Here is a 25,673-nt window from a genome sequence, read left to right as displayed (position 1 = left end):
GCGCCGCGGAGTGACCGGACCGACCGGCCGCGGGGGCGCGGTCCCGGTGGTGTCAGGGGGCGGGCTGGTGGGCGCGCAGGCGGCGGTCGAGAGCGAGGAGCGCGGGGACCGCCGCCTCGAGCGCGGCGAGGTCGGACGGTGGGAGCTCGCCCACCGCCTCGACGACCGGGCCGACCCACGCCTCTGCCACGGCCTCGTGCTCGACCCGCGCGCGCTCGGTCGGGACGAGCCGGGTGACGCGACGGTCGTCGGGGTCGGGCTCGCGGGCCACGAGGCCCCGCTCGCCCAGCGTCCGCAGCGCGGCGCTCGTGTTGCTCTGCCGCAGACCGAGGTGGCGCGAGACCTCCCCCACCGACAGCCCGGGCGACTCCAGCACGTGCATGAGCACGGCGAGCTCGGTGGTGGGCAGCGGCTCGATCCCCGCGACCTGCGGGCTGCGGCGGTGGATGGTCCAGGCGAGGTCGCGCAGCACGGCGGTGACGTCGGTCGACGCGGCCCTGCCCGCCGAGGGGCCGCCCGTGCGTGACCGCGCTGTCGCCATGCGCCGATCCTAACTCATATCTTGACATACATATGTTCATGTATCTAATGTTCCCGGGTCCCCCACCACGTCCGAGAGGTCGACCATGCCCGCGTCCGCCGACGCCCCCGCCCGCCCCGCCCTGCCCCTGGGTCCCGCGCTCGTCGCGGTCCTCGCCCTGCTCACCGCCGTCGCCCCGCTCTCGATCGACATGTACCTGCCCGGGTTCCCGGCGATGGCGGCCGAGCTCGGCACCACCGCCAGCGGGATCCAGCTGACGATGACCGCCTTCCTCGTCGGCCTCGGGCTCGGTCAGCTCGTCATCGGCCCGCTGTCCGACGGGATCGGGCGCCGCCGGCCCCTCCTCGCGGGTACGGCCCTGTGCCTGCTCGCGAGCGTGGTGTGCGCGCTCGCGCCCACCGTCGAGGTGCTCACCGGCGCGCGGTTCCTGCAGGGGCTCGGCGGCGCCGCCGGCGTCGTGCTCGCCCGTGCGGTCATCTCCGACACCTCGCGTGGCCCCGCCGCCGCGAAGCTGCTCGGGGTGCTCATGATCGTGAGCGTGGTCGCCCCGGTCGTCGCCCCCCTCGCCGGTGGCCTGATCGTCGCGCAGTCCGGCTGGCGGCTGGTGTTCTGGGTGGTCGCGGCGCTCGTGCTGCTCATGCTCGGGGGCGCCGCGCTGTGGGCGCGGGAGACCCTGCCGCGTGACCAGCGCACGCGCGGCGGCGTCGGCGCGACGCTCACCACCGCCCGCCAGGTGCTCGCGAACCGGTACTACACCGGCTACGTCCTGACGTTCTGCTTCTCGTTCGCCGGGCTCTTCGCGTACATCTCGGCCTCGCCGTTCGTGGTCCAGAACATCATCGGGCTCTCCGAGGGCCAGTTCTCGCTCGTGTTCGCGCTCAACGCGCTGGCCATCACCGCCACCAGTGCGGTGTCCGCCGCGCTCGCCGGTCGCGTGCCCTACCGCGTGATGATCGGCACCGGCCTGACCGCGGCCGGCCTCGCGGCCGCGGGTCTGCTCGTGACCGCGCTCCAGGGCGTCCCGACGGCCCCCACCCTGGTCCTCCTCGCCGTCTTCCAGGGGTCGTTCGGGCTCGTCTTCGGCAACGCGACGGCGCTGGCCCTGGGTCAGGCGGGCCGGCACGCCGGCACCGGCTCGGCGTTCCTCGGCTTCCTGCAGTTCGCCCTCGCCGCCGTCGTCGCGCCGCTGGTCGGCCTGCGGGGTGAGCTGACGGCGGTCCCCATGGCGATCGCGATGGTCGTCTCCGCGGCCCTGGCCGCGCTGTCCTTCGTCGTCCTGACGCGTGGGGCTCCCGCCGCGGTGACCGCGGCGCCCGGTGTGCTCGAGGACGGTCCGGTCGGGGACGGCACGCCGGCCACCGCCGCCGTCGGTCGCTGAGGGGGACCCCGGGACGCCCGACGCGGCCACCGACCCGACCCCGCGTCCGCCGCGACACGACGCGGACCGCGCGGCCGCGCCGACCTGTGGAAACGCGGCGCAGGGTGCACCATCGGAGCATGGGATTCGTCGTCCGCGTGCTCATCAACGGGGTCGCCATCTGGCTGGCCACCCTGATCCTGCCCGGGCTGGTCGTCGTCGGTGGTGAGACGACGACCCAGACGGTCGGGATCATCCTCGCCGTGGCGCTCGTCTTCGGGATCGTCAACGCGATCGTCAAGCCGATCGTCGCGCTCCTGTCGTTGCCGCTGTACATCCTCACCCTGGGCCTGTTCACCCTCGTCGTGAACGCCCTGATGCTGCTGCTCACCGAGTGGATCACCGAGCAGACGGACTGGGGCCTGCGGATCAACGACTTCGGCACCGCGATCCTCGGTGCGCTGATCATCTCCGTCGTCAGCTTCGTGCTGTCGTCGATGACGTCGTCGGACCGGCGCTGACGGCCCCGCCGAGCCCGGCGGCCTGCGTGAGCAGGTCGCGGGTGGGCGGCGGCCACGCCGCCGGTGCCCCGAACGCGCCGTCGGGTGCGGCGGGCGGGGCCGGGCGCACCACCGGCGGGACCGGCAGCCCGCCGGGGGCCGCCGGGACCTCGGACGAGCCCGTCGTGACCGTGACCTGTGACGTCGTCGTGCGGGCAGGGGCGTCCCCCAGCACGTCCGCGAGCGCCCGACGCACCGGGTCGCCCGCCGGCACGTCCCCCAGCGCCTGGTCGACCAGGGCACCCGTGCGCACGTAGCCGGCCACGGCGTGCGCCTCGCTGAACGACGGCCGCACCGGTCCGCCGGTGGCCGCGAGGTCCCGCACCACGGACAGCGTCCCGGGTCCGCCGCGCTCCCCGACCCGCCCGTCCAGCAGGGAGACCGCGTCCTCGCGGTGCCGCAGCGTGACGGTCGCGACGCCCGGCGGCGGCGCGGCCGGCACGTCGGGCGACCCGGCGGTCACCACGAGCCGCACCGCGTACGCGCCCGCGGTGACCGCCGCGACGTTCGTGGCGACCATCCCGCCCTGGCTGTGCCCCACCAGCGCGACGGGCTCGTCGGCGCCGATGCCCGCACCGGCCATCGCCGCGAGCACGGCGCGCGTCATGACGTCCGGCACCCCGCCCTCGAGCGCCAGGTTGGTGCCGTTGTCGGTCGGCACGTCACCGGTCAGCCCCGCGGCCCGCGTACCGGGCACGGCGACGACCCAGGACCGGCTGCCGTCCGCGTGGTCGAGGCGCTGCACCGTGACCGTCGCCAGGGGCGTGCCCGGCTCCCCGGTGCCGGTCCCCTCGTCGTACGTGCGCGCGGCGAGGTCCACGAGCCCCTCGACGCCGCGGGGCGCCGGCAGCCGGGGCGGGTCCGCCCGGGGCACCAGCCGCACGTCCCGCGCCGGCAGGAGCCCCGCGACGAGGGCCGAGAACCGCCGCACGGGGTCGAGCTGCGGTCCGGACGCCCCGGCGACGGACCCGAGCGCGGCCGCCAGCAGCTGCAGGACGAGGGCACCGCGGCCGTCCGCGACGATCCGCCGGGGGACGTCCGCGAGGTCGGCGAGCTCCGCCGCCGCGTCGCCCGGGGACGTCCGGCCCCCCGGCGCGAGCGCGAGGTCGCGCGCCTCGGCGAGCAGCAGGTCCCCGACCGCGACCCCCGCGGCGGCCGTCAGCAGCGCCGCGGGACCGAACGGCCCGACGGCGACGGCGAACCCCAGGGCGCCGACGACCGCGGACCATCGCGCCTGGGCGTCCGTCTCGGCCAGGTCGTACGCGGCCGCCGCGTCGGTGCTGCGCCTCGCCAGGTCCCGCACGTCGTCCGCCAGACCGGCCGGCCCGTGCACCGCCCGCCGCAGCGTCGCCAGGGCGTCGGCGAGCGCGTGCGCCTCCGGGAGCGCCGCCGCCAGGTCACCCGCCCGCCACGCGGCCGACCCGAGGCGCACGTCGGCCGTGTCCAGCCGCTCCGCCGCGCCGCGCAGCCGGGCGGCGGCCTCCTGCAGCTCGCCCGGGTCGACCAGCACGTGCCCGTGGCCGTCGAGCGTGAGCGAGAGCCCGTCCCTCACCCCCACGGCGGCACCGTCCCACCGACCGGTGCGCCGGTCGCGAGAGGGGCCGGGAGGACGCACTGCCGCTCGGCGCGCCGCACGGCCGCCAGCAGCCGGTCGGCGTCGTCGAGCGCCGCCCGGCAGGTGCGCACCGCGGCGAGCAGCGCGGTCCGTCGTCCGTCCGCCGCGTCGGCCGCCGCGCCCGTCCACGTGACGGCGCTCGCGCCCACCACCACGACCTGCGCGGCCGCCAGGTGCGCCCGCACGTCCGCGAGCGCGGACTCGATGACCGTCGTCGACATGCCGCGACGCTAGGGCGCCGCGCAGGGCGGCGGCAGGGCGACGAGGCGGCCCGGGGACGGAGCCGCCCTGCGGTGGTGCTGGGGTCGGGTGGGCGCCCGGGGCCCACCGCTACGCGTCCGGCTGCCCCCGCCACCACGGCCGCACCGGCCGGACCATCGCGGTCGCGGCCAGCCCGACGACCGCCAGCATCCCGACCACGTGCCAGCCACCGGTGCCCGCGGCACCCCCGGCACCCAGCACCGCCCCGGCGAGCAGCGCCAGCGCCTGCGCACCGACCTGCACCGCCACCGCCGCCCGCAGGTCGTCCGTGAGGACCGCGACCTCGATCCGCCCCCGCCACCCGACCCGGGCGACGACGGCCGCGAGCCGCAGCACCACGTGCAGGGCCAGCACGAGCACCGCCAGCACCAGCGGCGACGCCGGGTCGGCGAGCAGCACCCGCACCCCCACGACCAGCACCAGGAGCGCCGCCACCGGCGCGCGCGGCACCACCGCGGGCGCGAGCGCGACCACCACCAGCAGCGTGAGGACCCCGGGCGGCACCACCCCGCCGGGCATCGTGCCCGCGACGAGGGCGGCCGCCACCGCGGCCAGCGCGAGCACCGCCCGCACGGCGGCCGCGGGCACGGCCGGACCGGTCCGCACGGTGACCTCCGGCTGCTCGCCGCGCCCGCGCGGTGCGCGCGCCGTCGGGCCGATCCGGTCCAGCACCCACGCCCCGAACCCCTCGGAGCCGAACCGCGCGCTCACCGTGCCACCCCCGCCCCGGCGCGCCGCTGCGCGCGACGGGCCAGCACCCGCAGCGCGACCGCGGGCTCGTCGCGCCACGTCACCAGCTCGACGTCCTGGTCGGCCAGCTCGGCCATCCGGTCCTCGCGGGTCAGCGTCATCATCCGCAGCGCGAGGCGCTCGCGGTCGTACAGGCCCGACGCCCGCAGGCGCGGCAGCACGTCGACCGCGACCACGCGGTGCCCGGCGGTCCGCCAGCGGGCCGCGACGGCCGCCGACTCGTCGTCCAGGAAGGTGGAGAACACCACGACGAGCGCACCGGACGGCAGACGCGGCGGGCGCAGCCGTGCCGCCGGCTCCCCCTCCGGGGCCGTGAGCGCCAGCGCGTGCCGGATGCGGTCGAGCTGCCGGCGTCCGCCGCCGGGGGGCACGGGGCGGCGGCGCACGCCCAGGTCGTCGAGGCCGACACGGTCACCGGCGGCCAGGTACGCGCGGGCCAGCGACGCGGCAGCCTGCCGTGCACGGTCCAGCGACGTCGCGTCCTGCGGGCGGGGCGCGACCGACCCGCGCCACGTGCGCGGGTCCGGGCCGACGTCGTCGCGGGAGTCGACGACGAGCACGACGACGGCCTCGGCCTGCGCGTGCTCGCGGCGCACGTACAGCTCGCGCAGGTCGGGCGAGCGGCGGGCGGTCACGCGCCAGTCGATGCGGCGCAGCCGGTCGCCGGGCGCCCACGGGTGGACGTCGCGCAGCCCGCCGCCCTCCCCGGGGCGGCGCGACTCGTGCGGGCCGGTGAGCCCGCGCAGCCTGCTCGGCAGCGGCAGGTCCAGCAGCGGGGTCGTCGCGGGGAGCACCACGGTGCTGCGGGTGACCGGCGGGGTCGGCTCGGCGACCGACGCACCGTCGAGCCCGACGCCCTGCACGACCGCGGTCGCGACCTCCTGCGGCCCGGTGCGCACGGTGCGGGCCACCACGGGCAGCCGGCGCTCGTCCGCCAGACGCACCAGCACCTCGGTGCCGCGGCGCCCCTGGCGCGTCGTGGTGACGGCGGCCCACCGCCCCGGGCCCTCGAGGCGCAGCGTGGCGTGCAGCCGGCCCCCGCCGCCGCGCGCGTCGGGGTCGTCGTCCACGTCGCCGGCCTCGAACCTGGCCCGCACCGGCCCGGCGGGGCGTCCGTGCAGTGCCCGCACGGCCAGCAGCAGCGGCGCGACGCCCAGCACGGCGGCGTCCGGACGCCCCGCGAGGACCCCTAGCAGCAGCACGACGAGGCACGCGGCCGAGGCGCACGTCGCGGCGCGCACGGGCGTCCACCGCCCCGTCGCGGCGGGAGCCGGGGACGGGTCCGGGTCCTGCCCCCACGTGGGTGGCCGCGCGGGGGGCGGCTCCGGCAGGCTCACGCGCGGCGGGCCGTCGTCGGCACCGCGACCTGCGCGAGCACCTCCTGCACCACCGTCCCGGGGGCCAGGCCCGCGGCCCACGCCTGCGGCGTGAGGGACAGCCGGTGCGCGAGCGCGGGCGCGGCGACCTCCTTGACGTCCTCGGGCGTGACGTGGTCGCGGCCGTCGAGCACCGCGAGCGCGCGTGCCACCAGCACCAGCGCCTGCGACCCGCGCGGTGACGCCCCGACCTCGACCGCGCGGTGGGTGCGCGTCGCGGCGGCCAGGTCCACGCAGTACGCGAGCACGTCGGGGTCCACGGCGACGGCCTCGACGCCCGCCTGCATGGCCAGCAGGGTGGCGACGTCGACGACCTGCCGCACCGACGCGCCCTCCTCGCGCCGGGCGAGGCGCCGGGCCAGCACGTCGACCTCGGCGTCCCGCCCGGGGTACCCGACGGCCAGACGCACCATGAACCGGTCGAGCTGCGCCTCGGGGAGCGGGTAGGTGCCCTCGTACTCGACGGGGTTGGAGGTGGCGACCACGTGGAACGGCGCGGGCAGCCGGTGCGTGGTGCCGTCGACGCTCACCTGCCGCTCGGCCATCGCCTCCAGCAGCGCGGACTGCGTCTTGGGGGCGGTGCGGTTGATCTCGTCGGCCAGCAGCAGCCCGGCGAAGACGGGCCCCGGGCGGAAGGTGAACTCGGCCGTGGCCGGGTCGTACACCGACGAGCCCGTGACGTCCGACGGCAGCAGGTCCGGCGTGCACTGGATGCGACGGAAGTCCAGGCCGAGCGCGGTCGCCAGGCTGCGCGCCGCGAGGGTCTTGCCCAGGCCGGGCACGTCCTCGAACAGCACGTGCCCCCCGGCCAGCACCGCGGCGAGCGCCACGCGCAGCGGGCCGCCCATCCCGACGACGGCGGTGGCGACCTCGTCGAGCACGGCACGGCCGCTGCGGGCGACGTCGGCGACGGGCAGCGGCGCGGGGGTCGGCGTCATCGGGGGCTCCTCGGGTCGGGGGCGGGCCGCGCGTCGGCGGCCGGGGGGTCGTGGGGGGCGGTCGTGCGCGACCGCGTGGCACCGAGCCGCTCGAGCACGCCGAGCGTGTGCGTCAGGTCCCCGACGGTCGGGGTCGGGTGGCCCCGCCGGGTGAGGGTCCCGTACGCGCGTCGGCCCAGCAGCCCGGTGAGCGCGTCGGCCTGCCGGTCGTCCGTCAGGTCCAGCCCGTGGCGTGCGACGCGGCGTGCGCCGGCGGCGCGCAGCGGGCGCAGGGCGCGCTCGGTGACGCGGCCGTCGCGGCCGACCATGGACCACGCCACGTCGAGGACCTCGCCGCGCCCGCCGTCGCGCGCGGCCTGCGCGCGGCGGGCCGGGCGCGGCTCGGGCAGCGTGTCGACCCGTTGCAGCACCGCCGCCAGGGTCGCGGCCGCCAGGCCCAGGACCAGCGCGGACGGCGTCCGCATGCCCAGCGCCCACGCCAGCACACCGACGGCGGCGCCGACGGCCAGCGGCCGCCAGGCGGTGTCCCACGCCGCCCGGAGCAGCGGGCGCGGCGCGGTCACGGGGCGGCCTCCCGGTCCGTCGCGTCCTCGCGGCCCGCGTCGTCCTCACCCGCGCCGTCCTCGCGCGGGACCAGCCCCTGCCCCACGACCGTCAGCAGGTCGCGGGCGCGCCGCACGTCGTCCGCGTCGACGCCGTGCGTGCCGTACCGCGCGGACAGGTACAGCCGCAGCAGCGCGCGCGTGGCCGTGGGGTCGGCGCGGGTGGCGCCGAGCACGCGCACGGTGAGCTCACCGGCCGTCTCCGCCGGGTCGCGGACCACACCGGTGCGGGCCGCGGCGGTCTCCACCGCCACCCACGCGCCGATCACGGCGTCGCCGGGTGGCACGTCGTCCTCCAGGGCGCGGCTCGCCGCGCGCACCCCCTCGCGCAGGGCGGCCACGGCGGTGTCGCTGAGCTCGTCGTCGGTCTCGTCGCCCGCGGGCGCGTCGTCCTCGTCGCCGGCGGGCCGGTCCAGGCGCCAGCCCCGCGCGAGGTACCGCACCACCAGCACCAGCACGACGACGCCGGCGAGCGCGGCGAGGACCTGCAGCGCGCGGACGATCCCGTCGACCCACTCGAACGTCGTGGTCACGTCGTCGAGGTCCGGGGGCCTCGGCGCGGGCGAGGCGGTCACCACCTCGACGGACGGCGTGTCGGTGGGCACCGGCACCTCGCCGCCGCGACCCGCCAACGACAGCGGCCCGCCGACCGCGGCCGCGAGCACCGCCAGCACCACCAGCAGGGCGGACAGCGCCGTCACCGCAGCGGTGGAGCGGGTCGGCACCGAGGACCTCCGGGGGTGGGGTGCCGCCCGACGGTGGACGGCGCGGCCAGGCTAACCGGTGACCGTCCCACGGGGCGCAGCACCACCCCGGCGGCCGCGGCGGCGTGCGTCACCAGCGGTTGTGGACGTCCTCCGCCCAGCCGACGACGTCGCGGACCTGCACCCACGTCCCCGTCTCGTCGCGCACGCGCCCCGACCAGTGGCCGAAGCACTGGGACGTGCGGGACGCGAAGACCTTCAGGTCGGTGGCGGACTGCTTGAGGTGGAAGGGCGTGAGGGTGAGCTCGACGTCCGTGCCGGTGACGCTCCACGGCGCGTGCCAGTCGTCCCGGTCGTACTCCCAGACCAGCTCCTCGCTGATCTTGGTGAGGCGGCCGTCGACGACGAGCGCGTTCTCGACCGACCCCGTGCCGTCCGTCCACCGTCCGCCCACCTGCAGGCCGACGACCCGCCCGTCGGTGACCCCCGACCCGGCTCCCCAGTTCCAGCGCACGTCGTACGGCCAGCGGCCGCGGCCGTGGTCGAGGGTCGCCCACGACTCCCCGGCGGGCACGTCGGACGTGATCCCGTCGACCCGCACCGTGCCCGTGGCGGGGCGGGCGACGTCCTTGACGGTGTACTGGAACAGGGTGTCGGACCAGGGCACGACGACACCCAGGGACTCGTGCCCGTCGGGCCGGTGCGCGACGACGTCGACCCGCACGCGCGGCCCCACGGCCCGCAGCCGGGTGCCGCCGGGCACCTCGTCGATCGCGATCTTCACCTGGCGCGTGCTGGTGCGGACCTTCCCGCGTCCGAGGGTCCCGGGCAGCCGCACCGACCCGGTGAGGGCACCGATCGCGTCGTGCGACACCGCGGTCCCCGTCCGCCGGTCCAGCACCCAGATGCCGTGGACGGCGGCGTAGTCGATCGCCGAGGTCACGAGCGCGACGACGTGCGTCGGGGTGGTGACCGCCCAGTACTCCCACCGCTTGTTGCGGCCCAGCCCGCGCGGGCCGCGGCCGATGCCGTCGGTCGTCACCAGCGGTGTGCGCGTCCAGCCGACCGCGTCGGGGTTCAAGCGGCCGTCGGGCAGCGTGAGGCTCACGGGGGCGGTGATCTCACGCTCGGTGACGCGCACCGGGCGGGCGGGAGCCACGCCGGCGGCCGCGTCGTGGCGGGCGCGCAGCCGCAGGTTCGACGTGCGCACGGCGTCGGCGTCCACCTTGAGGACCCGCCGGTCGTACGTCATCAGCCCGTTCGTCTCCTCCTCGACGTCCGCGAGCTGGGTGTGGACGAACGCCGCGAGCCCGTCGTCGACCGCCGGCCCGACCTGCTCGTGCTGCAGCCGCAGGTAGGCGCGCTCGAAGGCGTCGCGGTCGCGGAAGCGCCGGTACCCGAACTCCTTGTCGGACCAGGTGTGCCCCGGGACACGGTAGGAGTACCCGCCGTACTCGGAGAGCACCGCGGCGCGCGGGTCGGCGGCGTCGGCGCGCGACAGCCGGTAGGGGCGGAAGTAGACGTGCCGGCTGACGACGTCGCCCGCGCCCTGGTCGTGCCAGCCCGACGCGTGGTCGACGGGTCGCGTGGGGTCGAGCGCGGTCACGCGCGCGGCCACGGCGGCGGCGTCGAACTGCCCCCAGCCCTCGTTGAACGGCACCCACAGCGCGACGCACGGCACGCTGCGCAGCAGCTCGACCGTCGCGTCGACCTCCGCGAGGAACTCCTCGCGGCCCTCGGGGTCCTGCCGGCCGAACGCGCGGTACCGGGAGTCGTCGAGCCGCAGCGGCGTCAGCACGGGCGCCGTGACGACGACCGGGTGGTACGTCCGCCCGCCGTTGACCATGTCCTGCCAGACGAGCATCCCGATCCGGTCGCAGTGGTGGTACCAGCGCAGCGGCTCGACCTTGATGTGCTTGCGCAGCATCGTGAACCCGAGGTCCTTGGCGGTGCGGATGTCGTGGACCATCGCGGCGTCCGACGGCGGCGTGTACAGCCCGTCGGGCCAGTAGCCCTGGTCGAGCAGACCCGCGTGCAGGTACGGCTCGCCGTTGAGCAGCAGGCGCGTGCGCCCGTGCGCGTCAGGCCCGACGCCGAACGAGCGCATGCCGACGTAGCTGGTCACGTGGTCGTCGCCCAGGGTGACCTCGACGTCGTGGAGGAAGGGGTCGTCGGGGGACCACCGGCGCACGTCGGGGCCGAGGGCGATGCGCGTCGGGACGCCGGAGCGGACCGTGGCGCGGGCCAGCTCGCGGCCGTCGGCGCGGACGACGACCTGCGCCGTCCCGTCCGGGGCGTCGTCGCCGGCCGGCACCCCGCCGGGCACGACCGTCACCTCGACCTCGCCGGTCGTCAGGTCCGGGGTGAGGACGAGCCGGTCCACCCACCGCGCCGGCACGGACTCGAGCCAGACGGTCTGCCAGATGCCCGACTGCGCGGTGTACCAGATGCCGCCCGGCTCGAGCTTCTGCTTGCCGCGGCTGCGGTACGACGTGTCGGTGACGTCGCGGACCCGCACGACGACCTCGTGCTCGTCGCCGTCCGCGAGCGCGTCCGTCACGTCGAGCGTGAACGGCAGGTACCCGCCACGGTGCCCGCCGACGTCGGTGCCGTCGACCCACACCTGCGCGTCCTGGTCGACGGCACCGAGGTGCAGCAGCACGCGGTCGCGCACGAACCCCTCGGGGAGGGTGACCGTCCGCCGGTACCAGAGCGCCTCGTCGGGCTGCAGCGTGCGGCCGACGCCCGACAGCGGCGCCTCGGGCGAGAACGGGACGAGGATCGGCCCGTCCCACACCTGCGGGCGCTCCTCGTCGGTCGCGTGCGTGAACGCGTGGTCCCAGCGGCCGTTGAGGTTGAGGTAGGAGTCGCGCACCAGCTGCGGGCGCGGGTGCTCCGCGAGGATCGCAGCGGGGGCCGCGAGGATCGCAGTGGGGCCCGCGAGGATCGCGTCGGGGTCCAGGGTCTCGCCCCACGGTGTCATCACGAGGGCACCTCCACGTCAGGGGTCTCGTCGGGGACGGCCAGGGGTACGGGCGCGGGCACGGGCACGGGCGCGTCACGCAGCCGCCGCGCGGGGACGACGACGAGCAGGGCGACGACCGCCGCCGCGACGAAGATCCACGGCGTCGGCACCTGCTTGACGACGCCCAGGTCGACGTACGTCTCGTCGGCGCCCACGATCACGGCCGCGCCCAGGAACGGGCCGACGACCATCGGGATCAGCACGGCGAACACCATCCGCAGGCCCTGCACCTGGCCCGCACGGTCCGGCGGGGTCAGGTTGCGCACCGTGGCGGAGACCGCCGCGACCCCCAGCATGAACCCGGACATCATGACGATCCCCGCACCGATGACCGCGAGCATCCCGCGCGCCGGGAACATCAGCAGCAGCCCGACGGCGTACACGGCAGCGACCGGCAGGATCGCGCGGTGCGGCCCGACGCGGTCCAGCACGCGCCCGCCCAGCACGCTGACCACCGCGGCGCCCAGCAGCACCGACGCCAGCACGACCGGGTACCCGTCGATGTCGAGGTACCGCTGCACGTAGATGATGAGGAACGGCATGAAGACCTGCGTGCTGGTGCCGAGCACCGCCCACGCCGACAGCGCGACGTACAGCCGCGGCTGCGCGCGCACGGTGCTGGGGCGCAGCCCGTGCACGACGCTCGCGAGATAGGTGCCCCCGGGGCGCGGCGTCGGTGCCTCCTTCAGCCCGAACCACGCGACGACACCGACCACCACCGTGGCGCCGCCGACGACCGCGAAGAAGACCGACCAGCGGCCGTCGCGCGTCAGCGGGTCGAGCGCGCCGAACACCAGCAGCATCGCCAGCAGCGGCAGCGTCGCGAGCACCCCGTCGACCCGGCCGCGGTTGGACGCGTCGGTCGTGTCCGTGACCCACGCGTTGAACGCCGCGTCGTTGGCGGTGGCCCCGAACACGCTCATGACGCAGTCGAGCAGCACGATCCCGACGACCGCGACGACGACCGCGTCGAGCGCGGGCGCCAGGGACGCCGCGGTGTCGACGCCGACCAGCCCGAACGCGGCCGTGCTCGCGCCCCACAGCACATACCCGCCGGCGATGAACGTGCGCCGCCGGCCCACCCGGTCCGACCACGCCCCGGCGAGCAGCGTCGCCGCCGTCGCGGCCACGGCGCTCGCCGCGACGATCGTCGCCAGCACCGCCGGGGAGTCCGTGATCGTGTCGTGGACGAACACGTTGAGGTACATGTTCTCGACCGTCCAGGCGAGCTGTCCGGTCAGCCCCAGCAGGACCACCCAGACCCACAGCCGACGGCCCGTGTGGCTCCGTTGCACGGCGCGACTGTAACCAGGGAGGACGTCGGGCCCGACGACCCCCGCACGCGCCGCGCCGACGGGGTGCGCACCTCACCCGGGTGGCGGCGCGGGGCACCCTGCCGGTGCGCGCCGCACCGGTGACCACTGGTCACTCGGGAGCACCCGCCGCCCCCAGCTCTCGACCACTGGTCACGTGGGAGCACCTCGGCGCCTCCGAACCCCTCCCAAGTGACCAGTGGTCACCCGCGGCTGGGCCGTTGCTAGCCTCGATCAGGTGATCCCCGCACGGTGCCCTCGATGAGCGACGTCCTCGACGACCTGCGTCGCCACCCCGACCTCGAGGCGCCGAACCTCTACGCCGTCGACGCGACGGACCGGCTGGTCCTCGACGAGGCCGCGCCGCTGCTGACGGGTGCGCCCGACGGGAGCGTCGTGGTGGTCGGTGACCGGTACGGCGCGCTGACGCTCGGCGCCGTCAGCCGCTTCGCCGTCACGGGGGTCCGCACCCACCAGGACCGCCTGACCGGTGAGCTGGCCCTGCGCGAGAACGCCGAGCGCCTGGGGATCGGCGGGTTCACGGAGCACGGGCTGACCGCCGACCTGGTGGCGGGCGCCCGCGTCGTGCTGCTGCAGCTGCCGCGATCCCTCGACGCGCTCGACGAGGTCGCGGCGCTCGTCGCGGAGCACGCGGACCCGGCGGTCGTCGTCGTCGCCGGCGGGCGGGTCAAGCACATGACGACCGCGATGAACGACGTCCTCGGACGGCACCTCGCGGTGGTCGAGGCGCGGCTCGCGCGGCAGAAGTCACGGGTGCTGGTGGCCTCGTCCCCGCGCCCCGCGGCCGAGCGCCCGACGCGGCGTTGGCCCGACCGCGCGACGCACGCATGGGCCGAGCACGACGGCCTGGTGGTGTGCGCGCACGGCGGCGCGTTCGCCGGCACGAGCATCGACATCGGGACGCGCGCGCTGCTCGCCCACCTCGACGAGGTCCCGCAGACCACGGGCACCGCCGTCGACCTCGGATGCGGCACGGGCGTCCTGGCCGTCGCGCTCGCCCGGTCGCGACCCGGTCTGACGGTGGTCGCGACCGACGAGTCCGCCGCCGCGGTCGCGTCCGCACGCGCGACCGTCGAGGCGAACGGCGTCGCCGACCGGGTGACCGTGACGCGCGCCCTCGGGACCGAGAAGATCCCCGACGCGAGCGTCGACCTCGTGCTGCTCAACCCGCCGTTCCACGTCGGCGCCGCGGTCGCGCCCGCGGTCGCGCGCACGCTGTTCGCGGACGCCGCACGCGTCCTGCGCCCGAGCGGCGAGCTGTGGGCGGTGTGGAACTCGCACCTGCACTACCGACCGACGCTCGAGCAGGTCGTGGGCCCGACGCGGCAGGTCGGGCGGGACCCGAAGTTCACGGTGACGGTGTCGACGCGAGGATGAGAAGAAGGCTGTTCGCCGCCGCCGCCGCCGCCCGCCTGCTGCGCCCGATGGGGACGGGGCCCGCCCTGCGTGATCGGCACCCGCTCGCCTGATTCGCTGATAGCGGCCGGTCCGCCAAAATCTCTCTCCGCCCCGCGTCTGCTGGCGATGGAAACAGGCGCTCCAGGACGTCGCAGGCGTGACGGGGCGCCCGCACCAGAACATGACGACGGGGCGCGTGCCTCATCAGAACGTCTCCACTTGATTCGCCCTGGATTCAAGTTTGCCTCCCGGCACTCCCCCCAGCAGCATCCTCGTGGCTTTGCTACATCATTCAACTTCGCGTGACGCGACGGTGCCACCGGGCATCGGACGGCCGTCGACTCGCCCGTCACCGACCTCGTCAGCCGCGACACCTCATCAGGCGCCGTCCCCCGACCCAGCGACGATGTCTGCTCGTTGTGCGTCGACAACGCCCGTCTCCAGGAGCCGGTCCATCTCGTCGTCCTCGACGGGCCCGAAGGCGTGCCACGGGGCTCCCGCGTCGTACCTCAAGGCGTAGTGGCACCTTCGCAGACGCAACGTGACCAGGCCGGGATCGACACCTGCCAGATGGCTGAAGTGCACCGCCAGAGGTTCCGAGTCGTCGGTCTCGTGGCCGGAAAGGTACACCCAGCTGCCACTCCGCCGCGCCACGAACGTCACGGTACGTCCAACCTCGAGGACCTCGGCGGAAGTCGTCACCACCTCCTTCGAGCGCGGCGTGCGTGCCGAACCGATGCCGAACATCCTATTTTGCCCCCTTGCCGTTGTTGCATCTGGCGCATATCTCACGTCGATTCCATGGCGAATTGTTACGTCACGGGACCTCGCCTGAAGGTGGTCCTGCTCGACCTGCCTGATGGTCTTGGCTTTCCCTTGACTGATCGCGCACTCCGCTCGGTCTCGACCCCGCACATGGAGCATGGCTCGCCGACGGCCGTCTCGGCGTGCCTGCGGTGCAGCGCGTGGGCGGCCGTCGACGGGCGCGTCGTGCGGCTGCTCGCCGGGTCGTGACGAACACCTAGTCCTGTGCGCGCCCCTCCATCCACGCCCGAACCTCCTCTGACTCGGCGATGGTGGCCCAGCGCACGGGGCGGATCACACCGTCCACCTCGACCTGCGACGCCTTCCACAGACCCACCGAGCGGCGAAGCCCTTCGCCGTAGACGATCGCGTCCTCGTAGATGGAGCCGTCCGACGACCAGTAGTGCTGGTGGATCGCCGGCTCGACCACCCAACCCCCGAGGACGCCCCACCACCGCGGCGTACTCCGCCGGCGCAGCTCCTCCTCCTCCAGGTACACCGTGCCGACCTCGCGACCTTCGGCCCCGAGCACCCGCCCCGCACGGTTCTCGAACACGCGCTCCTCCTTGCTGCTCGGTCCAGACTCCGTCGATCGCGGGTGGCTCAGAAGTAGCGACTGCGGTGAGTGACATGGAAGCTGCGGTAGGTGGGCTTTCCCTTGTCGCTCACGCCCGCGGGGCCCTCGACGTCGACGGTCACGCTCGTCGGCTGCTTGTGCATCCACCCCGAGGACGGGTGCGTCGGCGCAGGAAGTTAGCGACGTCGCAACTCGAGTCGCCGACGTTCACAAACAATTCACTCTTTCGGGTGTGATCCGGGCAGATCGGAGCAGTGCCACCACCCGTCCGGCCCAGCGCGAGCCCGCGGCAGACGCGCTCCCCACCCTTCCGGACGCCCCGCACACCTCGCCGTCGCCCTCTGGAACACTGGCCCCATGCCGCTCGACGACGCCCCCACCCCCCGCGTCCCCCTCGCCGACGTCACCCCGCCGATCGCGCTCGGCCCGCTCGACGGCCGCTACCGCCCGGCGGTCGCGCCGCTGGTGGACCACCTGTCGGAGGCGGCGCTCAACCGGGCGCGCATCGAGGTCGAGGTCGAGTGGGTCATCCACCTGACGTCGCACGCCGTGGTCCCCGGCGCCCCGGAGCTGGCGCCCGACGAGCAGCAGTACCTGCGCGACGTCGTCGCGACGTTCGGCGCCGACGAGATCGCCGAGCTCGCGGAGATCGAGCGCACGACGGTCCACGACGTGAAGGCCGTCGAGTACTTCCTCAAGCGCCGCATCGCCGCGGCCCCCGAGGCGCTGCGCCCGGACACGGTGCTCCCGCAGGTCAACGAGCTCGTGCACTTCGCGCTGACCAGCGAGGACGTCAACAACCTGTCCTACGCGCTGATGGTCCGGGGCGCGGTGCGCGAGGTGTGGTTCCCGGCGGCGGTCGCGCTCGTCGACGAGGTCGCGGCCATGGCCGCCGAGCACGCGGCCGTCCCGATGCTCGCGCTGACGCACGGTCAGCCGGCGACCCCGACGACGCTCGGCAAGGAGCTCGCCGTCCTCGCGCACCGCCTGCGCCGCCAGCTGCGCCGCATCGAGGGCGACGAGTACCTCGGCAAGCTCAACGGCGCGACGGGCACGTACGGGGCGCACCTCGCCGCGGTCCCCGACGCGGACTGGCAGGTGGTCTCGCGCACGTTCGTCGAGCACCTGGGCCTGACGTGGAACCCGCTGACCACGCAGATCGAGTCGCACGACTGGCAGGCCGAGCTGTACGCCGACGTCGCGCGCTTCAACCGGGTGCTGCACAACCTGGCCACCGACGTGTGGACGTACATCAGCCGGGGCGTGTTCACGCAGATCCCCGTGGCGGGTGCGACGGGCTCGTCAACCATGCCGCACAAGGTCAACCCGATCCGCTTCGAGAACGCCGAGGCGAACCTCGAGATCTCGTGCGCGCTGCTCGACACCCTCGCCTCGACGCTGGTCACCAGCCGGCTGCAGCGCGACCTGACGGACTCCACGACGCAGCGCAACATCGGCCCCGCGTTCGGGCACTCGCTGCTCGCGATCGACAACGTGCGGCGCGGGCTGCGGGCCCTGTCGGTCGACGAGGCGCTGCTGGCCCGCGAGCTGGACTCCAACTGGGAGGTGCTGGGCGAGGCGGTGCAGTCGGCGATGCGCGCGGCGTCCGTCGCGGGCGTCCCGGGCATGGACAACCCGTACGAGCGGCTCAAGGAGCTCACGCGCGGCCACCGGCTCACGGCGCAGGACATGCGGGACTTCGTCGACGGCCTGGGGCTGCCCGCCGACGTGACCGAGCGGCTGCGAAACCTGTCGCCCGCGACGTACACCGGACTCGCGACGTCGCTGGTCACCCACCTGGAGTAGCATCGCGGCCGGTTCGTCCGGTTCGGGGGCGATACGTCCCCGGAGAGGCCACCCGTTCAGCCGAACGAGGGCCTCCGGAGTGGGAGCGATCCCCGTCGAGACGTTTCGACACCTGGACATGTGCCCTGAAGCGGGTCAGAATCGTCGGCGTCGTCGGAATCCTCCCCCTCCGTCCGATCCGGCAAGGAAGCCCCCTCGTGACACTGATGCAGAAGGCGATCACACCGTCGCTGGCGCACGCCCATCTCACGCAGGGTCACGACCGCATCGCCGGTTACGTGGTCCGCGCAGAGGACGTCGCCTTCGCGACCACTCCGGCCCAGCTCTTCGAGGTGCACGGCCTGGGCTACCCCGGGTCGCCGTTCAGCCCGTACGACCGGTACATCGACATCCTGCGGTTCGAGTCGTCACCGCAGCTGCAGTACCGCGACGTGCCGGGCTACATCGTCCCGCTGTGGTGGCTGCGGCACTCCCGCATCCCCCCGGGCGCCGAGCTCATCCGGGTCCACGACGACGGCACGTCCACGCTGCTCGCGCGCTACGGCGACGTCGGCACCGGCTGGACGGTCACGCAGCTGGGGGCACCCCGGCCGGCGCTCGCGTCGCTGTCCCGGTGCGTCGGGCCCGTCGCCAAGTGGCACGGCGCGTACCTCGAGGCGGACGTCGTCGACGGCGGCCACACCGTGGTGCTCGCCCTGGCGAACCCGCCCCTCGCGGAGACCGGCTTCCACCAGTCGCCGTCGGGCCGCTGGTACCGGCGCGTGGCCCGTGAGGACGTCACCGAGCTGTTCGAGCTGGACCTGACGGCGCGGTGGAACGGCCTGTCCGTCCGGGTGGTCGACCAGTGGCAGGACGCGCAGCGGTACGTCGTCGCGCGCATCTCGCACCTGGGCGACGACATCGAGCGGGCCGAGCGGCTGCACCTCGACCGGGTCGAGGCCGGCGTGTACGAGGCGATCGTCTACGCCGCCGAGCTCACGGACATCGAGACGAACCAGGTGGTCCCGCACACGTGGGCACCCGGTCCGGCGGCGCAGGCACGGGACTGGGCACACTCGTGAGAATCTGGTCGATGAATTTTCACCCACGAAGCCCGGTCATCGCGTAGCATCACTGGACATACCGGCACGAACCCGAGCGGCACTCCCCGGAGCGCCCCGGTCAGGTCGGACCTCACGGGTCCGACCCACAGACCGCACCGGGCCTGGTCCTCCCCCCCGACCAGGCCCGGTGCGCTTTTTCATGCCCCGGCTCCGCGCGACACCCGCAGGTCAGGCGGGGTGGCAGGCCGCACCGCGCAGCGCCTGGTCGACCAGCCGCGGGACGAGGCTCTCCTCCAGCGGGACCCGGAGCACCAGCAGGCGGTGGTAGCAGGCGCCCCACAGCTGGTCGACCACGATGTCGAGGTCGGCGTCCTCGCGCAGCTGCCCCTGCCGCTGTGCCGAGCGCAGACGTGCGCGCGCCAGCTCGCGGCGGGGCAGCGAGTAGAGCTGCGGCCAGGCGTCACCGAGGTCGGGGTCGATCTGGGCGGCCCCGACGAGCTCGACGAGCGCCGTGCCCGCCCCTCCGGCGGTGACCAGCCGGACGAACGACGTCAGCTGCGCGACGAGGTCGGCGCGCAGGTCGCCCGTGTCGGCGAACCCGAGCGCGGGCGCGCTCCGCGCGAAGTACGCCTCGGCGGCGAGGGCGCCCGGCGAGGGCCACCACTTGTGCAGGGTCGTCCTGCTCGCCCCCGCCTCCTTGGCGACGCGCTCGAACGTCACCGCGCGCAGCCCTTCCGCCAGCAGGAGGTCGCCGGCGGCGGTGAGCACCTCGGTCCGCACCACGGCCGCGGGTCGGCGTCCGCGGCCCCGGCGGGGCGTCGTCGACTCGGTCACGCGCGCTCCTTTTATGGACAGCGAGTCCATATCGCTCTACTCTCGTATGTGGACACTCCGTCCACATCCTAGAGGGAGGTGCGCACATGGCCGGCACTGCGGGACGCGTCGCCATCGTCACCGGCGGGTCGGGGGGCATCGGGCGCACGAGCGCCGCCCGGCTCGCGGCCGACGGCACGGCGGTCGTCATCCACCACGGCAGTCACGCCGAGCGCGCGGCGCAGGCCGTGCGGGACATCACCGACGCCGGCGGGCAGGCCGTCGCCGCCGGCGGGGACGTCGCCGACGAGGACGACATGGCGGCGCTCTTCGACACGGCGCAGGACGCCTTCGGCGGCGTCGACGTCGTCGTCCACACCGCCGGGATCATGCCGCTGTCCCCCATCGCCGCGCTCGACCTCGCGACGTTCGACCGGGTCCAGCGCACCAACGTCCGCGGCACGTTCGTCGTCGACCGGCTCGCCGCGCAGCGGGTGCGCCCCGGCGGCGCGATCGTCAACGTCTCCACGTCGGTCACGCGCCTGCAGATCCCGGGGTACGGGGCGTACGCGGCGTCCAAGGGCGCCGTCGAGGCGATGACGCTCATCCTCGCGCGGGAGCTGCGCGGACGGGACGTCACCGTCAACGCGGTCGCGCCCGGCCCCACGGCGACCCCGCTGTTCCTCGACGGCAAGAGCCCCGAGCAGGTCGACGCGATCGCCGCCGCCAACCCGATGCAGCGCCTCGGCACCCCGGCCGACGTCGCCGAGGTCGTCGCCTTCCTCGCCGGACCCGGCCGGTGGGTCAACGGCCAGGTGCTCCACGTCAACGGCGGCGCGGCGTGAGGGCCCCGCGGCCGGCGTCGCCGGGGCGACCCGCGCTCGTCGCGGTGCTGGTCACGCTCGTCGTGGTCACGGGCTGCACCCGCGCGGACGACGGCGGGACCCCCGCGGCGCGGACGTCGTCGCCGGCCCACCTCCCCTCGCCCGCACCCGCGGGCGTGACGCCCGCCGTGCTCGGCGCGCCGACCGAGCTCGTCACCGGCCTCGACGCCCCGTGGGGCCTGACGTTCCTGCCCGACGGCTCCGCGCTCGTCTCGGAGCGGATCAGCGGCCGGATCGTGCGCGTCACCGCCGACGGCGGGGAGCCCCGCACGGTCGGCGTCGTGCCCGGGGTGGCGGTCTCGTCCGAGGGCGGGCTGCTGGGGATCGTCGCCTCTCCCGACTTCGCCGCGGACCGCACCGTGTTCGCGTCCGTGTCCGGCCCCGAGGAGAACCGGGTCGTCGCGCTGACGATCACGCAGGACCACGGCTCGCTCACGCTCGACCGCGTCCTGCTCGACGGCATCGTCACCGCCGACCGCCACCACGGCGGCCGCCTCGCCATCGGGCCCGACGGACACCTGTGGGTCGGGACCGGCGACGCCTTCGAGCCCGAGAACGCCGCCGACGACGACTCGCTCAACGGCAAGGTGCTGCGGATCGCGCTCGACGGGTCGGTACCCGCCGACAACCCCGGCGACTCGCCCGTCTGGTCGAGCGGGCACCGCAACGTCCAGGGCATCACCTTCGGCCCCGACGGGACCGCGTACGCCACCGAGCTCGGGCACCGCACCTGGGACGAGGTCAACGTGCTGCGGCCCGGTCGCGACTACGGGTGGCCCGAGAGCGAGGGCATCGAGGGTGACACCGGCGAGCAGCCGATCACCGTGCTGCACCCCGACGACGCGAGCCCCTCCGGGGTCGCGTACGCGGCGGGCTCGCTGTGGATCGGCGCGCTGGGCGGGCAGCGGCTGTGGCAGGTGCCCGTCGAGGACGGCGCCGCGACCGGTGAGCCCGTCGCGCACCTCGTCGGCGAGCACGGGCGCATCCGCACGGTCGAGGTCGCGCCCGACGGCGCGCTCTGGCTCGTCACGTCGAACACCGACCGCGCGACCTGGGGAGGCACGGACCCGCGCCCGGGCGACGACCGCATCCTGCGGGTCGAGGTCGCCGCCCCCTGACGCCCGGCCCGCAGCGGGAGCGGGCGACCCGCTCACCCGGACGGACCGGAGGCGGTCGCGGCGCGCGTGGTCCCACGCGAGAGTAGGTGGATGCCCAACCGCCTCGCTGCCTCCACCAGCCCGTACCTGCAGCAGCACGCCGACAACCCCGTCGACTGGTGGGAGTGGGGCGACGACGCGTTCGCCGAGGCCCGGCGCCGGGACGTCCCGCTGCTGGTCTCCATCGGGTACGCCGCGTGCCACTGGTGCCACGTCATGGCGCACGAGTCGTTCGAGGACCCGGCGACCGCGGCGTTCATGAACGAGCACTTCGTGTGCGTGAAGGTCGACCGTGAGGAGCGGCCCGACGTCGACGCGGTCTACATGACCGCCACCCAGGCCATGACCGGCTCCGGCGGGTGGCCCATGACCGTCTTCACCACGCCCGACGGCAGGCCCTTCTACTGCGGCACGTACTTCCCGCCGCGTCGGGTCGGGCAGGTGCCCTCGTTCCCGGAGGTGCTGGCCGCGCTCGCCGCCGCATGGACCACGCGCCGCGACGAGGTCGTCGGCAGCGCGGCGTCGGTCGCCGGTGTGCTGGCCCGCCGCGCCCCGACGGAGGGGTCCGGCGCGGCCGGCGAGGTCGACGAGCGCGTCGTCGCCCGGGCGCTGGGCGCGCTGGGTGCGTCCTTCGACGAGCACCACGGCGGGTTCGGTGGCGCACCGAAGTTCCCGCCGTCCACGACGCTCGAGTGGCTGCTGCGGCACCACGCCCGCACGGGTGACGCGGACGCGCTCACGATGGCGACCCGCACGCTCGAGGCGATGGCGCGCGGCGGCATGTACGACCAGCTGACCGGCGGGTTCGCGCGGTACGCGGTGGACGCGACGTGGACCGTCCCGCACTTCGAGAAGATGCTCTACGACAACGCGCTGCTGCTACGGGTGTACCTGCACGCGTGGCGCCTGACCGGTGACCCGCTGCACCGTCGCGTCGTCGAGGAGACCGCGGGCTGGCTCCTGACGGAGCTGCGCACGCCCCAGGGCGGGTTCGCCTCCGCGCTGGACGCGGACAGCGAGGGCCGCGAGGGCACGTACTACGTCTGGACCCCCGCCCAGCTGCGGACGGCGCTGGGCGACGACGAGGGTGCGTGGGCCGCGCGGGCCCTCGGGGTGACCGACACGGGCACGTTCGAGCACGGCGCCTCGGTGCTGCAGCGCCGCAGCGAGCCGGACGACGTCGCGCGTCTCGATGCCGCGCGCGCCCGGCTGCGCCACGCCCGCGCCGCACGGCCCCGACCGGCGCGCGACGACAAGGTGGTCGCCGCGTGGAACGGGCTCGCGGTGGCGGCCCTGGCGGAGGCCGGGGCGCTGCTCGACCGCCCGGACTGGGTGGACGCCGCCCGCGACTGCGCGCGGCTGCTCGACGACCTGCACGTGCGCACCGGTCCCGACGGCAGCGCCCGGCTGCTGCGCACGTCCCGCGACGGTGTGGCCGGGGCGGCCGCGGGGGTGCTCGAGGACTACGCCGACGTCGCCGAGGGCTACCTGACGCTGGCCGCGGTGACCGGCGAGCACGTCTGGACCGCCCGCGCGCAGGCGCTGCTGACCACCGTCCTCGGGCACTTCGGGGACGGCGACGGCGGCCTGTACGACACGGCGGACGACGAGACCGATGCGGTGCTGGGTGCGCTCCAGCGCCCGCAGGACCCGACCGACGGGCCCACGCCCGGCGGTCAGCCCGCCGCTGCCGGTGCCCTGGTCGCCCTCGCCGCGGCGACGGGTTCGGTCGGCCTGCGGGAGGCGGCGCTCGCCGCGCTGCGCGTCCCGCTGCGGGTCGCCGCCCGCCACCCGTCGGCCGGCGGCTGGGCGCTGGCGACGGCGGAGGCGCTGCTCGACGGGCCGCGGGAGGTGGGCGTCGTCGGTGCACCGGACGACCCCGCCACGCGTGCGCTGCACCGGGCGGCGCTCGCGGCACCCGCGCCCGGGCTGGTGGTCGCGCTCGGCGACCCGGCGCACCTCGACCCGGACGCGCCCGCGCTGCTGCGCGACCGCCCGCTCGTCGACGGACGCCCGGCGGCGTACGTCTGCCGCGGGTTCGTGTGCGAGCGGCCGACCTCCGACGCCGACGCGCTGGCGGCGCAGCTGCGCGCCTGAGCGCGGCCCCGCGTCGCACCGGCAGCACGACGGCCCGGCCACCCCACGGGCGACCGGGCCGTCGGCGCAGGTCAGGGCGTCGTCGTGCCGCCGTCGACCGTGGTCCCGCCCTCGACCTCGCCGCGCCAGGCGCCGGTCTCGGTGCGGCGCGACTCGATGAACTCCTTGAACCGGTGCAGGTCCTTCTTCACCTGCCGGTCGTCGGCACCCACCGCGGCGCCGACCTTCTCCTTGAACGAGCCCGGCTCCCACTCGATGTGCGTCGTGATGCGCGTGGACCCGGGCCCGAGGGGCTCGAAGGTCACACGGCCGGAGTGCGTCGTGCCGTCGATGCTGCTCCACGCGACGACGACGTCCGGCTGCTGCTCGCGGATCGTCGCGTCGAACTCCCGCTCGACGCCCTGGATGTCGGTGACCCAGCGCGTCAGCGTGTCGCTGATCTGCTTGACCTCCTTGACGCCGTCCATGAAGTGCGGGAACTCCTCGAACTGCGTCCACTGGTCGTACGCCGTGCGGACCGGGACGTCGACGTCGATCGTCTCGTCGATCGTGGCCATGCCGTCTCCTCCTGCGGGGTCGGGGATGGTGCGCCGACGACGCTACGGCGGGTTCGGCGGCAGCGCGCGCGGAGGCGGGACGACGCCGCCGGCGGGCGTGAACCCCGGGCGGGCGTGAACCCGGGCGGGCGGCATGCGGGGCCCCGACGCGGGGCCACGGCGACGGCGCCCGCGCGGTCAGGCGGACGTGACCTGCGGGACCGGCACGGCCGCGAGGTCGGCCAGCGCGCGGGCGTACCCCGCGGCGTCCCCCTCGCGGGCGGCGGTGCGCGCCGCGACGGTGGGCCCGTGCAGCGCGGCGCGGGCGCGCCGCCGCAGCGACCGCGCGCGGGCCTCGTCGCGCTCCTGCGCCGGCAGCGCGTCGAGCGCGGCGTCCAGGCCCCCGAGCACGCGGGTGCGCTGCGCGACCACGGCCGGGTCCCACTCCCGCACGCGACGGTCCGCCTCGAAGTCCCGGGCCGCCTGCAGCACCACCTCGCGCGCACGGCCGAGCGCCGCGTGCTCGGCGGGGGCGTGCTCGGCCACCGACTGCAGGGAGACCAGCGCGACACCCGGCAGCGACCGGACGTCCGGGTCCACGTCGTGCCGCAGCGCGAGGTCGACCACGGTCAGCGGGTGGGTCACGTCCCGCCGCGCCTCGGCCAGCGCCTCGACGCCCAGAACGGGGCCGGCGGCACCCGAGCACGCCACGACGAGGTCCGTGCGCGCCAGCTCGTCGCGCAGGTCGGCACCGGCGGGCAGCGCCGCGACCCCGCGCGCCGACGCGAACGGCCCGGCCCGGCCGCTCGGCGAGTAGACGCGCACGTCGCGGACCCCACGGGCCTTCAGGGCGGCGAGGCTCGCCCCGGCGTACGAGCCCGTGCCGACGAGCACGCAGCGCACGGCCGACCAGTCCGCGCCGTCGTCGCCCGGCGGCAGCGTGCGGGCGGCCAGGTCGAGAGCGACCCCGACGACCGAGCGGCCGGTCGACCCGAGGCCGGTGGTGGCCTCGACGGCCCGTGACGCGCGGGACGCGGCCTGGAACAGCGCCTCGAGCATCGACGTCGTCGTGCCGTCGCGGCGCGCGGTGGTCAGCGCGCGCCGCACCTGCCCGGCGATCTCCCGCTCCCCGACCACCATCGACTCCAGGCCGGAGGCGACCGCGAACAGGTGCTCGCCCGCGTCCCCGCCGACCAGCGGGCGCAGGTGCTCGACGACCTCGTCGACCTCGTACCCCGACCGCGCGGCCACCGCCTGGGCGACGGCGCGACGGGCACGGGAGGTGTGGGCGGTGTCATCGACGTCGAGGTACAGCTCGAACCGGTTGCACGTCGCGAGCACGACGACGCCGGACACGGCGTTGGTCGCGGCGACGAGCTCGCGGCCGACCGCGTGGACGTCGGACTGCAGACGTTCCAGGACGGTCAGGTCGAGGTCGTGGTGGCTCGCGACGAGCGACAGGAGCACCACGGGAACCGATTGAATCATCCTCGGA

General features: G+C 75.6%; 23 protein-coding genes. 8 read left to right on the top strand and 15 right to left on the bottom strand.

All coding sequences use genetic code 11. The features are described from left to right. Positions 1-52 precede the first annotated feature (52 nt). On the bottom strand, positions 53-541 hold the full coding sequence (locus BMZ16_RS00835; RefSeq protein ID WP_089797610.1) for a MarR family winged helix-turn-helix transcriptional regulator: 489 nt from the start codon (positions 539-541) through the stop codon (positions 53-55). Positions 542-626: 85 nt separating this feature from the next. On the opposite strand from BMZ16_RS00835, the gene BMZ16_RS00830 reads away from it, so the two are divergent. Both BMZ16_RS00830 and BMZ16_RS00825 read left to right on the top strand, forming a co-directional pair. Beyond that, positions 627-1,919, top strand: coding sequence for a multidrug effflux MFS transporter (locus tag BMZ16_RS00830; RefSeq protein WP_089797608.1), 1,293 nt, complete (start codon positions 627-629; stop codon positions 1,917-1,919). Positions 1,920-2,038: 119 nt separating this feature from the next. Further along, positions 2,039-2,419, top strand: a complete 381-nt coding sequence (locus BMZ16_RS00825; protein ID WP_089797606.1) for a phage holin family protein — start codon at positions 2,039-2,041, stop codon at positions 2,417-2,419. Here the strand turns inward: BMZ16_RS00825 and BMZ16_RS00820 are convergent. From BMZ16_RS00820 to BMZ16_RS00780, 9 genes are all read right to left on the bottom strand, one after another. After that, positions 2,376-4,016 carry a hypothetical protein gene (locus BMZ16_RS00820; RefSeq protein ID WP_089797604.1) on the bottom strand — a complete coding sequence of 547 codons (1,641 nt, stop codon included), beginning with the start codon at positions 4,014-4,016 and terminating at the stop codon, positions 2,376-2,378. The two genes, BMZ16_RS00825 and BMZ16_RS00820, sit on opposite strands and share 44 nt — an antisense overlap. Further along, entirely contained in the window at positions 4,007-4,294 is a 288-nt protein-coding gene (locus BMZ16_RS00815; RefSeq protein ID WP_089797602.1) for a hypothetical protein, read from the bottom strand. The genes BMZ16_RS00820 and BMZ16_RS00815 overlap by 10 nt, the downstream gene beginning before the upstream one ends. 109 nt (positions 4,295-4,403) lie before the next feature. After that, the gene (locus BMZ16_RS19610) at positions 4,404-5,045 is read right to left on the bottom strand and encodes a hypothetical protein (RefSeq protein WP_143082699.1); all 642 of its coding nucleotides are present in this window, start codon (positions 5,043-5,045) and stop codon (positions 4,404-4,406) included. Next, the gene (locus BMZ16_RS00805) at positions 5,042-6,325 is read right to left on the bottom strand and encodes a DUF58 domain-containing protein (protein ID WP_255366279.1); all 1,284 of its coding nucleotides are present in this window, start codon (positions 6,323-6,325) and stop codon (positions 5,042-5,044) included. Before BMZ16_RS00805 ends, BMZ16_RS19610 begins: the two co-directional genes overlap by 4 nt. A gap of 92 nt (positions 6,326-6,417) precedes the next feature. After that, positions 6,418-7,398, bottom strand: coding sequence for an AAA family ATPase (locus BMZ16_RS00800; RefSeq protein WP_089797598.1), 981 nt, complete (start codon positions 7,396-7,398; stop codon positions 6,418-6,420). Continuing rightward, complete coding sequence (locus BMZ16_RS00795) at positions 7,395-7,961, bottom strand: hypothetical protein (protein WP_089797596.1); 567 nt, start codon at positions 7,959-7,961, stop codon at positions 7,395-7,397. Before BMZ16_RS00795 ends, BMZ16_RS00800 begins: the two co-directional genes overlap by 4 nt. After that, positions 7,958-8,725, bottom strand: coding sequence for a DUF4129 domain-containing protein (locus BMZ16_RS00790; RefSeq protein WP_143082698.1), 768 nt, complete (start codon positions 8,723-8,725; stop codon positions 7,958-7,960). The genes BMZ16_RS00795 and BMZ16_RS00790 overlap by 4 nt, the downstream gene beginning before the upstream one ends. Positions 8,726-8,834: 109 nt before the next feature. Beyond that, a complete protein-coding gene (locus tag BMZ16_RS19605) occupies positions 8,835-11,687 on the bottom strand; it encodes a DUF2804 family protein (protein ID WP_255366385.1) in 2,853 nt (950 codons plus the stop codon). Continuing rightward, complete coding sequence (locus BMZ16_RS00780; RefSeq protein ID WP_089797592.1) at positions 11,687-13,024, bottom strand: MFS transporter; 1,338 nt, start codon at positions 13,022-13,024, stop codon at positions 11,687-11,689. The genes BMZ16_RS19605 and BMZ16_RS00780 overlap by 1 nt, the downstream gene beginning before the upstream one ends. Positions 13,025-13,303: 279 nt before the next feature. Between BMZ16_RS00780 and BMZ16_RS00775 the strand changes: the two genes are divergently transcribed. Further along, entirely contained in the window at positions 13,304-14,440 is a 1,137-nt protein-coding gene (locus BMZ16_RS00775; RefSeq protein ID WP_089797590.1) for a class I SAM-dependent methyltransferase, read from the top strand. A gap of 399 nt (positions 14,441-14,839) precedes the next feature. Here BMZ16_RS00775 and BMZ16_RS00770 read toward each other — a convergent pair whose 3' ends face one another. Then, complete coding sequence (locus BMZ16_RS00770; RefSeq protein WP_143082697.1) at positions 14,840-15,208, bottom strand: hypothetical protein; 369 nt, start codon at positions 15,206-15,208, stop codon at positions 14,840-14,842. 274 nt (positions 15,209-15,482) lie between these two features. Further along, entirely contained in the window at positions 15,483-15,821 is a 339-nt protein-coding gene (locus tag BMZ16_RS00765; protein WP_089797586.1) for a hypothetical protein, read from the bottom strand. Between the two features lie 378 nt (positions 15,822-16,199). Between BMZ16_RS00765 and purB the strand changes: the two genes are divergently transcribed. Both purB and BMZ16_RS00755 read left to right on the top strand, forming a co-directional pair. After that, positions 16,200-17,648 (top strand): adenylosuccinate lyase, encoded by a 1,449-nt coding sequence (gene purB, locus BMZ16_RS00760; RefSeq protein WP_089797584.1) that lies wholly within the window; start codon positions 16,200-16,202, stop codon positions 17,646-17,648. 206 nt (positions 17,649-17,854) lie between these two features. Then, a complete protein-coding gene (locus BMZ16_RS00755) occupies positions 17,855-18,709 on the top strand; it encodes a hypothetical protein (protein WP_255366384.1) in 855 nt (284 codons plus the stop codon). Positions 18,710-18,919: 210 nt separating this feature from the next. On the opposite strand, the gene BMZ16_RS00750 is transcribed toward BMZ16_RS00755, so the two are convergent. Continuing rightward, positions 18,920-19,525: a TetR/AcrR family transcriptional regulator gene (locus BMZ16_RS00750; protein WP_255366278.1), complete on the bottom strand. Its 606-nt coding sequence runs from the start codon at positions 19,523-19,525 to the stop codon at positions 18,920-18,922. Positions 19,526-19,611: 86 nt separating this feature from the next. Between BMZ16_RS00750 and BMZ16_RS00745 the strand changes: the two genes are divergently transcribed. The 3 genes from BMZ16_RS00745 (at position 19,612) to BMZ16_RS00735 (ending at position 23,642) form a co-directional block, all read left to right on the top strand. Continuing rightward, entirely contained in the window at positions 19,612-20,349 is a 738-nt protein-coding gene (locus tag BMZ16_RS00745; protein WP_089797578.1) for an SDR family oxidoreductase, read from the top strand. Then, the gene (locus tag BMZ16_RS00740; RefSeq protein WP_255366277.1) at positions 20,346-21,506 is read left to right on the top strand and encodes a PQQ-dependent sugar dehydrogenase; all 1,161 of its coding nucleotides are present in this window, start codon (positions 20,346-20,348) and stop codon (positions 21,504-21,506) included. Before BMZ16_RS00745 ends, BMZ16_RS00740 begins: the two co-directional genes overlap by 4 nt. Positions 21,507-21,596: 90 nt before the next feature. Then, complete coding sequence (locus BMZ16_RS00735) at positions 21,597-23,642, top strand: thioredoxin domain-containing protein (protein WP_089797575.1); 2,046 nt, start codon at positions 21,597-21,599, stop codon at positions 23,640-23,642. A 71-nt stretch (positions 23,643-23,713) separates the two neighbouring features. Here the strand turns inward: BMZ16_RS00735 and BMZ16_RS00730 are convergent, their stop codons facing one another. Continuing rightward, positions 23,714-24,199: an SRPBCC family protein gene (locus BMZ16_RS00730; protein WP_089797573.1), complete on the bottom strand. Its 486-nt coding sequence runs from the start codon at positions 24,197-24,199 to the stop codon at positions 23,714-23,716. Positions 24,200-24,376: 177 nt separating this feature from the next. Beyond that, positions 24,377-25,666, bottom strand: a complete 1,290-nt coding sequence (locus BMZ16_RS00725; RefSeq protein WP_255366276.1) for a glutamyl-tRNA reductase — start codon at positions 25,664-25,666, stop codon at positions 24,377-24,379. Positions 25,667-25,673 lie beyond the last annotated feature (7 nt).

The sequence above is a fragment of the Cellulomonas sp. KH9 genome, from assembly GCF_900114185.1.
Lineage (GTDB): Bacteria > Actinomycetota > Actinomycetes > Actinomycetales > Cellulomonadaceae > Cellulomonas.
This window is presented reverse-complemented; position numbering and strand designations above follow the sequence as displayed.